This is a genomic window from Rubellimicrobium roseum, assembly GCF_006152145.1.
Classification (GTDB): domain Bacteria; phylum Pseudomonadota; class Alphaproteobacteria; order Rhodobacterales; family Rhodobacteraceae; genus Rubellimicrobium; species Rubellimicrobium roseum.
In genome coordinates, this window is the sequence record NZ_VDFV01000015.1 from 14,322 (window position 1) to 28,698 (window position 14,377).

Annotated in this window: 14 protein-coding genes; 8 read left to right on the forward strand and 6 right to left on the reverse strand. The window is 69.7% G+C overall.

From position 1 onward, the window contains the following. The first annotated feature begins 75 nt into the window (after window positions 1–75). Window positions 76–1,494: an MATE family efflux transporter gene (locus tag FHG71_RS11945; RefSeq protein WP_139081915.1), complete on the forward strand. Its 1,419-nt coding sequence runs from the start codon at window positions 76–78 to the stop codon at window positions 1,492–1,494. Between the two features lie 30 nt (window positions 1,495–1,524). Here the strand turns inward: FHG71_RS11945 and FHG71_RS11950 are convergent, their stop codons facing one another. Next, window positions 1,525–2,580: a GlxA family transcriptional regulator gene (locus tag FHG71_RS11950; RefSeq protein WP_139081916.1), complete on the reverse strand. Its 1,056-nt coding sequence runs from the start codon at window positions 2,578–2,580 to the stop codon at window positions 1,525–1,527. Window positions 2,581–2,754: 174 nt separating this feature from the next. Between FHG71_RS11950 and FHG71_RS11955 the strand changes: the two genes are divergently transcribed. Beyond that, window positions 2,755–3,825 (forward strand): class I SAM-dependent methyltransferase, encoded by a 1,071-nt coding sequence (locus FHG71_RS11955; RefSeq protein ID WP_139081917.1) that lies wholly within the window; start codon window positions 2,755–2,757, stop codon window positions 3,823–3,825. A 593-nt stretch (window positions 3,826–4,418) separates the two neighbouring features. On the opposite strand, the gene FHG71_RS11960 is transcribed toward FHG71_RS11955, so the two are convergent. From FHG71_RS11960 to fliF, 5 genes are all read right to left on the reverse strand, one after another. After that, on the reverse strand, window positions 4,419–4,691 hold the full coding sequence (locus FHG71_RS11960; protein ID WP_139081918.1) for a hypothetical protein: 273 nt from the start codon (window positions 4,689–4,691) through the stop codon (window positions 4,419–4,421). Window positions 4,692–5,371: 680 nt separating this feature from the next. Next, window positions 5,372–6,061: a flagellar type III secretion system pore protein FliP gene (fliP, locus tag FHG71_RS11965; protein ID WP_139081919.1), complete on the reverse strand. Its 690-nt coding sequence runs from the start codon at window positions 6,059–6,061 to the stop codon at window positions 5,372–5,374. 182 nt (window positions 6,062–6,243) lie between these two features. Further along, on the reverse strand, window positions 6,244–6,537 hold the full coding sequence (locus FHG71_RS11970) for a FliM/FliN family flagellar motor switch protein (protein WP_139081920.1): 294 nt from the start codon (window positions 6,535–6,537) through the stop codon (window positions 6,244–6,246). Then, window positions 6,530–7,060, reverse strand: a complete 531-nt coding sequence (locus FHG71_RS11975) for a FliH/SctL family protein (RefSeq protein WP_139081921.1) — start codon at window positions 7,058–7,060, stop codon at window positions 6,530–6,532. Before FHG71_RS11975 ends, FHG71_RS11970 begins: the two co-directional genes overlap by 8 nt. Window positions 7,061–7,107: 47 nt before the next feature. After that, a complete protein-coding gene (gene fliF / locus FHG71_RS11980; protein ID WP_139081922.1) occupies window positions 7,108–8,688 on the reverse strand; it encodes a flagellar basal-body MS-ring/collar protein FliF in 1,581 nt (526 codons plus the stop codon). Between the two features lie 120 nt (window positions 8,689–8,808). Here fliF and FHG71_RS11985 point away from each other — a divergent pair, with 120 nt between their 5' ends. The 6 genes from FHG71_RS11985 to FHG71_RS12010 all read left to right on the forward strand — a co-directional run bounded on the left by FHG71_RS11985 (window position 8,809) and on the right by FHG71_RS12010 (window position 14,375). Continuing rightward, the gene (locus FHG71_RS11985) at window positions 8,809–9,297 is read left to right on the forward strand and encodes a flagellar basal body-associated FliL family protein (protein ID WP_139081923.1); all 489 of its coding nucleotides are present in this window, start codon (window positions 8,809–8,811) and stop codon (window positions 9,295–9,297) included. Between the two features lie 24 nt (window positions 9,298–9,321). Continuing rightward, a complete protein-coding gene (locus FHG71_RS11990; RefSeq protein WP_139081976.1) occupies window positions 9,322–9,684 on the forward strand; it encodes a hypothetical protein in 363 nt (120 codons plus the stop codon). Beyond that, window positions 9,681–10,232: a MotE family protein gene (locus tag FHG71_RS11995; RefSeq protein WP_139081924.1), complete on the forward strand. Its 552-nt coding sequence runs from the start codon at window positions 9,681–9,683 to the stop codon at window positions 10,230–10,232. The genes FHG71_RS11990 and FHG71_RS11995 overlap by 4 nt, the downstream gene beginning before the upstream one ends. A 65-nt stretch (window positions 10,233–10,297) precedes the next feature. Continuing rightward, on the forward strand, window positions 10,298–11,164 hold the full coding sequence (gene motA, locus FHG71_RS12000) for a flagellar motor stator protein MotA (RefSeq protein WP_139081925.1): 867 nt from the start codon (window positions 10,298–10,300) through the stop codon (window positions 11,162–11,164). After that, complete coding sequence (locus FHG71_RS12005) at window positions 11,161–13,434, forward strand: hypothetical protein (RefSeq protein ID WP_139081926.1); 2,274 nt, start codon at window positions 11,161–11,163, stop codon at window positions 13,432–13,434. Before motA ends, FHG71_RS12005 begins: the two co-directional genes overlap by 4 nt. A 284-nt stretch (window positions 13,435–13,718) precedes the next feature. Continuing rightward, window positions 13,719–14,375 carry a lysozyme family protein gene (locus tag FHG71_RS12010; RefSeq protein ID WP_139081927.1) on the forward strand — a complete coding sequence of 219 codons (657 nt, stop codon included), beginning with the start codon at window positions 13,719–13,721 and terminating at the stop codon, window positions 14,373–14,375. The last annotated feature ends 2 nt before the right edge of the window (window positions 14,376–14,377 follow it).

A 14,377-nucleotide genomic window follows, 5' to 3' on the forward strand; every position in this document is an offset into this window, starting at 1 on the left:
TTGGCTGTGCCCGAGTAGGCCCGGGGCTTCCGGCGCCATCCGGCCCCGGCGCAGCACATTTCTCGGAGCCTTCAGATGTCTCTTTCCCTCTCCCGGCCCTTGGGCCAGCCGCGGTCCCGTGCCTCAATGAGCTGGACGGACCGACTCGGCGAAACCGGCGCGCTTGTCCGCCTGGCCGTTCCCATCATGCTGATCGCCCTGGTCAACATGGGCATGAGCGTGACCGACGCGGCCATGGTGTCGGCGCTCTTCGGCACCGATGCCTTTGCCGCCGTGGCGGTTGGCAGCGACCTTTATTCCATTCTCTTCTATGTGGGCGCAGGCGTCGTCGCCGGTCTCTCGCCCTTCTATACGGCGGCAGCGGTGCAGGAGGATGCCGCCGGGGCGGCTCGCCTCGAGCGCATCGGCTGGCGCCTCGTCGCGCTCTGCGCTCTGGTGGCCGTGCCCGCCGTCTGGTTCGCGCCGCGCTGGCTCGTGACTTTCGGTCTCGATGCGGACCTTCTCACTCAGGGGCGGGGCTACACCCGTACCATGGCGCTGACGCTCCTGCCGATGCTGGGCGTCGTGCTCCTGCGCACGCTGCTGACGGCGGCAGGGCGTCCCAATCTCTTTCTCAAGGTCACGCTGACCATGCTGCCGCTGAATGCGGCCACCAACTGGGTCCTGATGACCGGGCCCGGACCCCTGCCGGCCTTTGGTCCCACCGGCGCGGGCCTGTCCTCGTTCCTAGTGGCCTGCGGGACGCTGCTGGTGCTTCTGCTCGTGCTGCGGCGCGCGTCGCGGCGACCGGCGGACGCGAAGCGATCCCCTCCTGTCGCCTGGACCGAGCTTGCGCCCGTTCTCCGGGTCGGGCTTCCCATCGGGGTGGCCACCGTCGCGGAAGTGGGCATCTGGCTCGGTGCCACGCTCTACGCTGCGCGCTTCGGCACGGTCGAGGTCGCCGCTCATACGCTCGCCCTGAGGACGGCCGGAGTCGCTTATGCCGTGCCCACAGCCCTTCTCCAGGCCAGCATGGTCCGCATCGCCCGGGCCGAGGCGCTGGGCGACGCGCGGGCGTCCAGGTCCGTCGTTACCAGCAGCCTGGGGTTGTCGGTCGCGTTCGGAGCGGCGCTCTGCCTTGTGCTGCTCAGCCTGGCGACTCCCCTGGCTCATGCAGTCTTCGACGATGGCGAGCTCGGCAAGGCAGCGGCGCAACTGGCGGGTTGGCTCCTCGCGATCCTGGGCGTGACGGAGCTGGTCCTGGGACCGGGTTCAGCGGCGACGGGCCTGCTCAGGGGGCGGAAGGATGCCCGTGCGCCCATGGTCCATGTGCTGGTCGGGCACTGGCTGGTGGGACTGCCGCTTGCGCTCTGGCTCGGCGCCGGGCTGGGGCTTGGCGTCGTCGGGCTCTGGTGCGCCCTGGGTCTCGGCACGCTGGTGGCTGCGGGGCTTTCGGTCGGGCGGCTGTGGTTGCATGGCAGGAACCGGGCGTCCGCAGCAATGCAGGCGGCGTGACGGTCGCGAAGGGGCGTGCGATACGCCCCTTCACTTCATGACGGTCTTGGTGCCCGCCGCGAACTCCGGCACCTGAAAACGTCGCCGGTAGGCTCCGGGCGCCATGCCGGTCGTGCGCTTGAAGAGGCGGCGGAAGAAGGCGGGCTCCTCGTAGCCCACCTGCCAGCTGATCTCGTCCACCGAGGCCGCCGTCCGCTCAAGGCGCCGCTTGGCCTCCTCGACCCGAAGGCGCTGGATATAGGCGATCGGGCTCAGGCCCGTCGCCGACGCGAAGCGGCGCTTGAAGGTCCGCTCCGCCAGGCCCGAGCGGCGGACCATCTCTTCCACCGGATTGGCGACCTGAAAGTGCCGCGCCACCCAGTCCTGCGCCGTCTGGATGGCCGAGTCGCCATGGTCGACGCGTCCCTCGAAGACGATGTAGGGCGCAAGGCCGTCCTGATGCCATTGCAGGGCGAAGGCGCGGGCCACCTCCTGGGCGGCGGTCGCGCCTGCGTACCGGGCGATCAGATATAGCACGAGGTCGTGCCAGGTCATCGACGCCCCCGAGGAGATCAGCTCCTCCTGTCGTCCCGCAACCACCAGCACGCGCTCGGGGTGGATCGGCACCCGAGGGAAGGCCGAGGCGAACTGGCGGGCGTAGCCGTAATGCACCGTCGCGTCGACGCTGTCGAAGAGGCCCGTCTCGGCCAGCAGGAAAATCCCGGAGCAGGCCGAGCAGAGCAGGGCGCCCCGCGTGTGCATGGCGGTGAGCCACGCGACGAGCTCGGGGTGGCGTCCCGCGATCCAGCCTTCGGGGGGCAAGACCACCGAAGGCACAATCACGATGTCGGTCGCGGGAACCTCGGCCACCGCCCTGTGAATGCTGATCGGGATGCCGCTGGCCAGAGACAGCGGTCCGGAACGGGCACCCACGATCTCGACGCGGAAGGGCGAGGGCTGCGGCGGGCCGCCGCCCAGCGTCGGCAGGAACGCGAAGGCGCTCAGCACATCGAAGATGCCCGTCAGCGTCGAGACCGCGCCCTCGGGCAGGGCGAGCAGGCTGACGTGCAGTGGCGCGGGGACGGCGGTCGGGCTCGTGTCCGGCATCGAAGGCTCCTTGACCGGAGAATACGCGCGGACGTCCCGCCGCGCCACGCCGTCCTGCTCCGGCGGCACGAATGGCCCGGTTCTGGCATGGGCCGCTCTGCCGCGCGGCGCGGGTCCGAGCGAGGTTGCCCGCACCCTCGGGACGCTCCCGAGCGACTGATCAAGGATTCAGAGATGAAGGACTACCATTCGCATATCGACCCCGCGAAGCTCGACGCGTTTGTGGGACAGGCGGTGCAGGACATCTCGGCCGCCTATGCCGGCGTGATGGTCAGCCTGGGCGACAAGCTTGGGCTCTACACGGCCATGGCGGGCGCCGGACCCTTGAGTTCGCGCGAGGTCGCGAGCCGGTCCGGCTGCGCGGAGCGCTACGTCCGCGAGTGGCTCGGCTCGCAGGTCGCGGGCGGCTACGTCGTCTACCACGACATCAGCGACACCTATGAGCTTCCGCCGGAGCAGGCCTTCGTGCTGGCCGATCCCGACAGCCCGGTCTTCATGCCCACGGCCTGGAACATCCCCGCTTCCATGTGGGCGGACGAGCCCAAGGCACTGGAAGCGTTTCGCACCGGCAAGGGCATTGCCTGGGGCGACCACGACGACAGGCTCGTCTGCGGGGTCGCAGCCTTCTACCGCAACGCCTACCGCCCGAGCCTCGTGCCGCTGTGGCTGCCTTCGCTCGACGGGGTGGTCGCAAAGCTGGAGGCCGGCGCGAAGATTGCGGATGTCGGCTGCGGTCACGGGCATTCGACCCTGCTGATGGCCGAAGCCTTCCCGAGGTCGCGCTTCTGGGGATTCGACAACCACCAGCCCTCGCTCGACGAGGCGCGGGACCATGCCGATGGGGCAGGGGTACGCAACGCCAGCTTCCATGTGGCACGGGCGGACGACTATCCGGGCGAGGGCTACGACCTCATCTGCTTCTTCGACGCCCTCCACGACATGGGCGACCCGGTGGCCGCCGCCACGCGCGCGGCCCGGAGGCTCGCGCCGGGTGGTTCGGTGATGCTGGTCGAGCCCTTCGCCAACGACCGCGTCGGGCAGAACGTCTCGCCGGTGGCGCGGATGTACTACTCCGCTTCCGCAACGGTCTGCTGCGCTCATGCGATCTCGGACGGCGGCCACATGGTGCTCGGGGCGCAGGCGGGCGAGGCGCGCCTGCGGGAGGTGTTCCGCAAGGCCGGCTTCACGCAGTTCCGGCGGGCGTTCGAGACACCGTTCAATCTGGTGCTCGAAGCAAGGATCTGAACCAAAGATCCGAGGCTGGCCCGGCCATGGCCGGCCTCTCCGGCGGGACCTGAACGGCGCAAGCCCACCCGTCCATGGGTCTCCATCATGGGTCATGAGAAGCCCTCAGGGTGTTCCTCGCTCTTGATGGCGCGTGCCTCCGCGGCCCGACCTCCATTGCCACAGCGGACGATGACGCACGGAGACGGGGACAGCCTTTACCTTCAGCATCTCAGGACTCCCTCATGACCACGGATCCTTGTCCGGTTCCCTCCCGCCGTTCGCCCTGGCCGTTGCTTGTGACGAACATCCCTATCCTCTTACGACTTGCTGCCGACCGCCTGGCCGAACGGATTGCCCGCCAGCACATCGAGCATATGAACGACCACCGTCTGTATGGCCTTCGTCGCGACGAGCCGTCCGGCGCAGCCAGACCAGCCGCCGGCTCTGCCCGCCCCGCGGCATGGCTGCTGCTGGCCCGGTCCCTTTGATCATCGAGAGCCAATCCCATCGGAGCTGAAAAGGGATGCGGTGAGAGGGGAACCCCCGAGCGTGACCGTGAGACCAGTTCCATGCTTTTGGTCGCTTCCTTCAGACCGGCATCCTGCATGGATTCAGGTTCCAAGTCGCCGCCGGTCCTGCGAACGTAATGGTCGGATGGCTGCTGTCGCTTCGGAAGGTGCCTTCCCTATGGCGTTGGCCGCTTCAAGGGTTCTGAAACGCTGGCGACAGCGCACGAGGGTTACCCCCATCCTGCCGCTGGAACATGCGGCGAGAAAGGCGACGTCGGCATAGCGTGCGGCAGTGACCACGTTGTCCGTCGGCTGCGCAGTGATCCCAAGCATCTGCTTCGCTTTTTTGATGCGGAGTGCCTGCACGTATTTCACCTACGCATCGCCCGTGGTCCTGCAGAACCTGCGGGTGAGAAGGTCCGTCTGGGGAAGCCAGCCTGCCTCGCCCTTGAAATCACAGTGGTGCATGCAATGCCGCGCAGGCGGGAGCATCGACGCCATCAGGAAGATCCTGCTTCTCGCCGAGGCCGGGCTGAAAGCGATCAACGGAGAACCGGGCGGGCGAACAGAGACACAAAAATCCTGACGCTCCCCGCCCGCAGACACTATTCCTACCCGCAACGCGCACTCCGGAGCGCTGAGCGGTCTCGCGAGATGCACCTCAAAATTGGCGGCACCGTTCTTCCGACACCTGACGCAGGGCTTCATATGGGCAGGCAGGATAGGCCGTGCCTCATAGCCCATTCGGGCCAGCGCGCGCCTCAGATGTGCACCGCCTCACGCTTCCGTCGCCGCGCCACAGCTTGGCTGGCTGGACGAGGGCGGCCAGCAGACGATGGCGTCTCGGTCTCCTGCAAGGGACCGCCCCCAAGGACCAGCCCCGTGTGCTCCCAACACGGTCTTCGCCAGATCGCGCTCGACCATGGTCATCTCCATCAGAACCGCTCTCCCTTGTGGCCTGTCGGACCCAGCACGGCACACCACCAAAGCCCAGACGTTCCAAGGACGACCGCACGAGCATCTTTGGCGGCCTAGAAGGATCGGTTGAAGAGTTTCTACAAGTAGCTCCGAACCAAGCTTCCGGCTACGAGGCTCCAGCCATCCGCGACCACGAAGAATGCGAGCTTGAAAGGCAGGGCCACGATGGCTGGTGGGACCATCATCATGCCCATCGACATGAGGACCGCGGCGACCACCAGATCTATGATCAGGAACGGCAGATAGATCAGGAAGCCGATCTGGAAGGCCCGCGTGAGTTCGCTCAGGAGAAAGGACGGAACGAGGACCGACAGGGGGGCGTCCGCGGGGGCGATGCCCGGGTCGAGCTGCGGGCGCAGGGCCACCAGCGCATCAAAGGTGTCCGCTGCGACACGGCCTGCCATGAAGATCCGGAACGGGGCAAGGGCGGCCGTGAACGCCTGCTCGAGCGGAAGACGCCCCTCGACGAAGGGCTGAACTCCGGTGGCCCAAGCTTCGGCGAGAACCGGCTCCATCACGAACCAGGTCAGGAACAGCGCAAGCGTCACGAGGAGCATGTTGGGTGGGGCCTGCTGCAGGCCCAAGGCTTGTCGCAGGATCGACAGAACGGTCACCACGAACGGAAAGCAGGTGACCATGATCGCCAGCCCCGGAACGAGGCTCAGAACCGTCACGAGCACCAGAAGCTGAAGCGAGCGCGTGGCCAGCGATCCGTCACCGCCCAGGTTCAGCGTCACCTCCTGCGCCACGGCAGGTCCGGCCGACATCGCCAACGCCGTCAGCAAGGCCAGCGGAACGATTCGGCACCCATCTCCTGACCGACTGCCGGTCAGGAGCGGCCAGTGCCGGGGCCCGGACCGCCGGACCGTCGCGGGTTGGCAATTCGACCATGCGGAGGAGCCGAGGCTGCCAAGTCCCGCTGTCGCAGCACCGGGGGTCTTGGTCCGGATCATGTTAGGTCGCCCTGTGGACGCGCGACCTCGGTCAGCCGCACCGCGAGCTGGCCGCCGTCGCCTCCCGGCAGTTCCTGCAGCTCACCACGGGCGATGAGGCGCTCTCCGATGTAGAGTTCCACCGGATCGTCGATGCGCCGGTCGAGCGGCATCACGGCTCCCGGTCCCATCTTCAGCAGGTCGCGTACGAGCGGGCGAGCCCGCCCCACCGAGATCGTCACTTCGATGGGCAGGGCGCGCAACGGGTGGTCAGCCCCGAGGGGCGCGAGGGGGGAGGACGGTTCATCCATGACGGACCTTTCCGGAGGTGGCATCGAGAAGGGTGGACAGCGCCTCGCGCAGGGCGAGAAGGCAGGCGTCGAGGTCCAGGTCCGACTCGCCCTCGCGTGAGGTGAGCCGCGCGGCCTGGAGCCCCAGCGCGGGATCGGGCCGCAGTTGCGCGGGCAGCCCCGGTGGCAGGCAGGCCCGCACGGCCCCGAGGCGTTCGGGGTGCAGGTGAATGACCAAAGGAGTCGCGCTGTCGGCGCGCGCCGCGTCGAGCAGGGCCTGCACCAGCCAGGGCGCCACGGCCTGGGCCGCGATGGCCGGCAGGAGACGGTCGATCAGCAGCTCGAACAGCGGCCGCAGCGACGCGAGGACCTGGCCACGCGCTTCGGCGTAGTTGAAGGTCATATCCTGCAGTTTGCCGGCAAGATCGGCCGACAGCCGGTCCGACCGGGTGTCGGCCTCGGCCCGTCCGGCCGCGAGGCCCTCGGCCTGTCCCGCGGCGAAGCCCTCCAGCCAGCCAGTCGGCGGACGGGCCGGGCGGCGCATCCTGAGCCAGACCCGACGAATCGAAGGATTCGAGCACAAGCCCCATGTCAGGCGCCTCCGCGCGGTGCGCTCGCCTGGGCCGGGACGCCGCGGTCGTCGAGCCACGCCTGCAGGATCTGGGCGGTTTCCTCCTGCCGTTCCTCGATCAGCCGCCGCAGCCGCGCGGCCGGGTCGGCGGCCTCGGAGCCGGGGAGGGCAGCCTCGGCGAAGTCGGCAGTCAGCAACCCGCCGGCCGGCCGCATCGGCGGAAAACCGTCCATGGCACCGTCGGGGCCCGCCAATGCCGGGACCGGCGGCAACAGGTCCGGCTCGCGCCTCGGCCGCAGGAGCGGGCGCACCACGAAAAGCCCGAGCACGATCGCCACCAGGGCGAGCAGCGCGGGACGCAGGAGCGACGCGATGTCGATCGGTCGGTCCTGTGGCGCCCCGGGCTCGCTGCCCAGGGCCGCCGGAGACTCGAACGGCATGGACTTTACGGTGATGACGTCGCCGCGCTGCGTGTCGAGGCCCACGGCCGAGGCCACGAGTTCGCTCAGCGCCGCGAGTTCCTCCTCGGGCCGGGGGGTCAGGGTGGTGACGCCGTCCGCGTCCGTGGTCGCGATGTCGTTGACGAGGACCGCCACGGTGAGCCGCCGCACGGCGCCGGGCGCGCGAAGGACCTCGCGCGAGGACTCGGACACCTCGAAATTGGTGACGCTGCGGGACGTCTCCTCCGAGGAGCGGTTTGCGCCGCCCTCCTGCGCCTTGCCGTCGGGCAGGTTCGACGCCACCGTCACGCCCGCCCCGCCCTGCTGGCCGGACGACTCGCTTTCCTCGGTCTCCGTTGAGATCGCCACCCGGCCTTCGGGATCGAAGCTGCGCTCGCTCAGGCGCTCGGTCTCGGTCACGGTTTCGACCGAGACCTCGACCACCGCGTTGCCGACGCCCACCCTGGCCTCGAGGAGCCGCTCCGCCCGCTGCGCGAGGTCCCCGGCGCGCGACTCGGGCGCCTCCTCCCGATCGGCGACGAGGCCGCGCTCCGCGTCGATCACGGCGACATCGTCCGGGGCGAGCCCGGGGACCGCCGCGGCGACGAGGTGGCGCAGCGCGTCGGCCTGATCGGGCCCCAGCGGCCCCGCGCCCGTGGTCACGGTCACCGCCGCCGTGGGCGCCTCCTCGCGACGGAACGGGCGGCTCGCGCCGGCCGAGATGTGGACCCGCGCCGTGCGGATCGTCGGCACGGCCAGGATGGTCCGTGCGAGCTCCCCCTCCTTGGCCCGCCAGTAGGCGGCGTCGAACATCTGCGAGGTCGTCCCGAAGCCCGACAGCGAATCGAGCAGTTCGTAACCCTTGGCCGACGTCGCGGGCAGGCCCTCGGCGGCCAGCGTCACCCGTTCGAGGTCGCGAGCCGATTCGGGCACCCAGATCGCATCGCCGCGCACCTCGTAGGGGATGCCGCGCGATTCGAGCGCGGCGACGACCTCTCCGGCGGCAGCGGGATCGAGGCCGGCATAGAGCAGGGCCATCTCGCCCGGGCCGGGACCGCGCGCCAGAAGCGCGATGGCCACGAAGGTCGCCAGCGTCGCCCCCAGCACGACGGCGCGACGGCGCCCGTCGAGCTTGCCCCAGATCGAAATCAGGTTGTCCAAGAGGGATCCTCCCGCGGCCGAGGCTTCTGCCCCACATCGGCAGAATGCCGGCGCAGCCTTAAGATTCGGTTAGCTCCTCCCGGTTTATGTGAGGGCGATCGCTTCGACCGGAGAACCCGCATGACCGCTGCATCCGACGCGCCCGCCCCGGACAAGCCCAAGGCGTCCCGGCTGCCCCTGATCCTCGGCCTCGTCCTGGCCCTGGTCGGGGCGGCGGGGGGCTTCGCGGCCGTGCACCTGGGGTTGCTGGGCCAGCCGCACGACGAGCCCGCCCCTGCTGCGGAGGAGGCGCACCTGCCCGAGCTGGCCCCCGCCGCCTTCGTGGTCCTGCCGCCCCTGGTGGTGAACCTCAGCGCCGAGGGCGCGCGGCGCTTCCTGCGCTTCGCCGGCCAGCTCGAGGTCGCGCCCGAGCACCTGGACGAGGTGACCGCCCTCACGCCCCGGGTGGTGGACGTGCTGAACGGCTACCTGCGCGCGCTCGAGCCGCAGGAGGTCGAGGACCCGGCCGCCCTTCTCAAGCTGCGGGCGCAGATGCTGCGGCGCGTGCAGGTCGTGGCCGGCGGGGACCGCGTGCGGGACCTCCTGGTCATGGAATTCGTCATCAACTGATTCGGGGAGAGCGACGTGGAGATCCTGTCCGATCTGAGCGACATCCTCCTGGGCGCGGGCGCCCTGGGGGCGGGTTCCTACTGCCTCGTGCTGTCCCACCGCCTGCGCCGATTCACCGACCTGGAAAAGGGCGTGGGCGGGGCGGTCGCGGTCCTGTCGGCGCAGGTGGACGACCTGTCCCGCACTCTCCGCCGGGCCGAGGGGGCGGCCAAGGAGTCGGTGGTCACGCTCGCCCAGGCCTCCGAGCGGGCCGAGGCCGCGGGCCATCGGCTCGAGCTTCTCATGGCCTCCCTGCACGACCTGCCGGAGGCGGCCGAGGACGAACCCAAGGCCCCCGCCACCCCCGTCTTCATCCGGCATCGCGGTAGCCTCGGGCGGGCGGCATGAGCCCCCGGCGCCGACCGACCCGCCGCGTGCTGCCGGTCGTGGCCGGGATGCTCTTCCTGTCGGCCGCTGTCCGGCTTGGCGGCGGGGTGGGCGAGGTGCTGGCCGAAGCGGGCACGGCCGGCGAGCCGGCCGCCTCGGGTCAGCCCACCGCCGAGCTCCTGGCCGCCTTTCAGGCGCGGGAGGAGCGGCTGGCCGCGCGCGAGACCGCCCTGGACGCTCGCATGGAGGAGCTCGCCGCGGCCGAAGCCGAGCTGTCGGCGCAGATTGCCACCCTCGAGGAGGTCGAGGCTTCGCTGTCGGCGACGCTGGCCCTTGCGGAGACGGCGGCGCAGGAGGACGTGGCCCGGCTCGCCCGCGTCTACGAGGCCATGAAGCCGCAGGACGCGGCGGCGCTCTTCGCGGCCATGGACCCGGGCTTCTCGGCCGGCTTCCTCGCGCTCATGCGACCCGAGGCGGCCGCGGCGCTGATGACCAACCTCGACCCGCAGGCCGCCTACGCGATCAGCGCGGTGCTCGCGGGGCGCAACGCCCGCGCTCCCACCGAATGAGGCCGGCGTTCCGGAAATATTAACCTCCGCCTGCCAGGATCGGACCAGGAGACGAGGGATTCGGCATGATCGGCATCATCGGCATCGTGATCATCTTCGTGATGGTCTTCGGGGGCTACCTGCTGGCCGGGGGCAAGCTCGGCATCATCCTCAAGGCACTGCCTTTCGAGCTCATGATGATCGGTGGCGCGGCCGTGGGCGCCTTCGTGATCGCGAACGACGGGGCCTCGATCAAGCACACGCTCAAGGACATGGCCAAGGTCTTCAAGGGGCCGCGCTGGAAGCCCGACGACTACCGCGACCTCCTCTGCCTGCTCTTTGCGCTGATCCGGATCAGCCGTTCGAACCCCGTGGCGCTCGAGGAGCATATCGAGAACCCGAAGGAGTCGTCCCTGTTCGGCAAGTATCCCCGCATCCAGGCCGACAAGGAGGCCGTAGCGCTGATCTGCGACACGCTGCGCGCGGGCTCCATGAACTACGACGACCCGCATCAGGTCGAGGAGATCCTCGAGGCGCGCATGGAGGCGACGCAGCATCACGCGATGCATTCGACCCATGCGCTCCAGTCCGTGGCCGATGGCCTTCCGGCGTTGGGCATCGTCGCGGCGGTGCTGGGGGTCATCAAGACCATGGCCTCGATCGACCAGCCGCCCGAGGTGCTGGGCAAGATGATCGGCGGCGCGCTGGTGGGCACCTTCCTGGGAGTGTTCCTGGCCTACGGCCTCGTCGGGCCTTTCGCCGCCAAGCTCAAGACCATCCTCGAGGAGGACGCCCACTTCTACCAACTCATCCGGCAGGTGCTGGTGGCGAACCTCCATGCCCATGCGCCCAACATCTGCATCGAGGTCGGCCGGCAGGCCACCCCCGGCCCCAGCCGTCCCAGCTTCGCCGAGCTCGAAGAGGCCCTCAAGGCCGCCAAGGAGGCCGCATGAGAGCGCTCCTTCTGGCCGCCGCCCTAATCTGGAGCAGCGGGGCCGCTGCCCAGACCATCAGCATTCGCGGCGGAGAGCACGCGGAGTTCAGTCGTCTCGTCCTGCCGCTGCCGGACGGGGCGAGCTGGTCCTTCGCGCCAGCACCCGGGGGCTACGAGCTGCGCCTGCCGCCCGGAGTCCGCTATGACCTGGGCCGCGCCTTTGATCGGATTCCCCGCGACCGCATCCGGTCGCTTCGGGCCGGGGAGGATGGGCGGCTCGGTCTGGACGTGGACTGCGACTGCCATGCGCAAGCCTACGTCTTCGGACGCGTGGGCCTTGTGATCGACGTCATCGACGGCGCCCCGCCCCCAGGTGGCCTCGCGCCGGGCCGGCCCGGCGCGGGCCGGCTCATGTCCGGGTTGCTGCCCCTTCTCCCGCAAGGGCCGACGGGTCCTCTGCTTGGTCCCCTGGCCGACTTGCCCTTGGCGACTCCCCGGCAGGCGGCTTCATCCCCGGACGCAGCGCCGACCGGGGACGCAGCGCACTTGGAGCAGATGCGTCGCGCCATTCTCGAAGGCTTCGCGCAGGCAGCGACCCAGAACCTCCTGGATATCCGGCCCGGCCGACAGAGTCCGGCTGCCGAGGAGCCATCCTCGTCGGATCACCCGGTCCAAGGACGCGATCCAGTCCCCACAGGAGCCAGCGACTCGGGACGCCTCGAAGGAACGCCGCCCAGCCTCGCCGGGGCGGAGCCACGACCCGGCGTGACCCTGCGCAGCGCCGTGGATGCGCCGGCCTCAGAACGGCCGTTGGGTGCGACCGGCAGCCCTTGCTTGGACGACGCGCTGCTCGACCTGGCCAGTTGGGCCGGCAGTGGCCTCTTCGGAGCCGAGTTCGCGGCGCGCATGGCCCAGGTCTCGGACGGGAGGGACCGCCTGGATCCCATAGCCGTGGAGGATCTGGCCCGGACCTATCTCGCCTTCGGCTTCGGGCGCGAGGCCATCCGCGCGCTCGAAATGGATGGGACCTCGTCCCGCGACAGGGATCTCCTGCATCTGCTCGCTCGCTTGGTGGATGGCGAACCCGCGCCTGCCGACGCCTTGGACGATCAGGCCGGTTGCCTCGGCGCCGTCGCGTTCTGGCGCGCCCTGGCTCGCGACACGATCCGCGGCACCGACCAGCGGGAACGGACCGCCATGACGGTGGCGCTGCGGTCCTTGCCGGACGAGCTGCGCGATCACCTCGCGCCACGGCTGTCCGGCCTGTTCCTAAAGGCGGGCGATGCCTTGGGCGCAGAAGAAATCGCCGCTCTGTCCGAGGACGGGACGAGCCCTGCGACGCAACTCGCCCGGGTTGCCATCCTGGAGGAGATCGAGGGCGCCGCACCGGCCTTGGCCGAGCTGGAGCGCATCGCCGCGACCGATCCCCGCATGACGCCTGAGGCGATGGTCGACCTCTTGGACCTTTCTCTGGATCAGGGGCGCCCGGTTCCCGAGGAGACCCTGGAACTGGCCCGCGCGCTCCGCTTCGAGCATGGCGGGGCCACAGGCCGAAAGCTGCTGGTGGCCGAAGCCCGTGCGCTCTCCGCAAGCGGCCGGTTCGAGCAGGCGCTGTCGCTCCTGATTGCACAACGTATGGAGGACCCTGACGAGGATCTTGACCTGGCCCTCGCCGAGGTGGCGGCTGTGTTGACCCGGGACCTGCCGGATGCCGAATTCTTGGAACTGGCCCTTGGCGAGCCGCTGCGGATCCTGCCGGCCCAGGCCGCCCGTCCTGTGGTCGAGCGCTTGGCTGACCTGGGCTTTCCGGATGAGGCCCGCCGTCTGTCGAGCGGGACCTCGGTTGCAAGGGAAGGGCCCGTGTCGAGCGCACGTCCGACAACCCAGGCAGCCGATGAGGCTACGGAAGCTCGGCAGGAAAGCGGAGTCGCCGCGCCTGACGGCGATGCGACGCCCCGGCAGGCAGTTTCCTCGTTATCAGACGCCGTCATATCGCTTCGCCCGCAGGTCGAGGCGCCTGCCGCAGAGCCGCCCGGGTCGAATCTTGGTGACGCGGAGGCGCGCCTGCCCTCGGCCAGGGTGCCCGCCGACACCTTGGAGCCGCCCGTGACAATGCCAGCAGCGGAACGCGCGGCCGACCCTCCCGAAGTGTCGGAACAGGTTGGCGAGGCAGTCCAGTCGGTCATGCCGGATGCCCTGACCCTTGCAGAGCGTCGGGCGCTTCTGGCCACGGCGGGTGAGGTTCGGGCGCGGGCGCGGGCGCTGCTGGAGCAGTCCCCGATGGAGTAAGCCTTAAGGTTTCTACAACCTGGAGCGGGTTAAGCTCTGTTCCGTGCAGCAGAAGGCAGCCGACCATGACAGGAGCGCGTCTCGAAGCGCCCGCCCGACACCTGCCCCACCGATCGATGTTCAGGGCCGTGACGATCCGGCTCCGGTCGGCGGACGAGCGATGCGCGTCGCAACCTGTTGGGCGTTGCGGCGACGGGACGCGGCGCTCCTTGGAGCGCCGGAGTCACCTGCGACCTGACGCTCGGCCCGTTCGGGGCCGATGCAGCGGAGCCCTCATATTGGCCATGATGATCGGCCTCCTAGCCAGCCCGTCCTGGGCCGACGATTCGGATCTGTGCCTACTTGCCGCGCAGGATGCGAGCCGATTGTCCGGCGTGCCCTTATCCGTGCTGCTCGCCATCTCCCTGACCGAGACGGGGGGCGGCGCGGGACGACCTTGGCCCTGGACCGTCAACATGGAAGGTGAAGGACACTGGTTCGCCACCCGCAACGAGGCGCTGGCGTTCGCCGAGGCGCGTCACGCGGGCGGCGCCGAAAGCTTCGATGTCGGCTGCTTCCAGATCAACTGGCAGTGGCATCACCGGAACTTTGTGTCCATCGACCAGATGTTCGATCCCCTGGCCAACGCGACCTATGCGGCGAGCTTCCTCAGCAGCCTGGCCGAGGAGGGCCGGAACTGGTCCGAGGCCGCCGGGGCCTTCCATTCCCGCACGCCCGAGCACGCGGCACGCTATCGCACGAAGTTCGACGAGAACCTTGCCACGGCCATCGCGGCCGGCGCGGACGAGGGGCGGCTGTCCGGTCCTCTCGCCTTGTCGGGCGATCGGCTCGCGCAGGGTGCGCCTTCCCCCAGCGAGCCGCGCGTGAACACCTTCCCTCTCCTTCAGCCCACGCGCGCGGCGCCACGCCTCGGCTCGCTCGTGCCCTTGGGAGACGGCTGAGC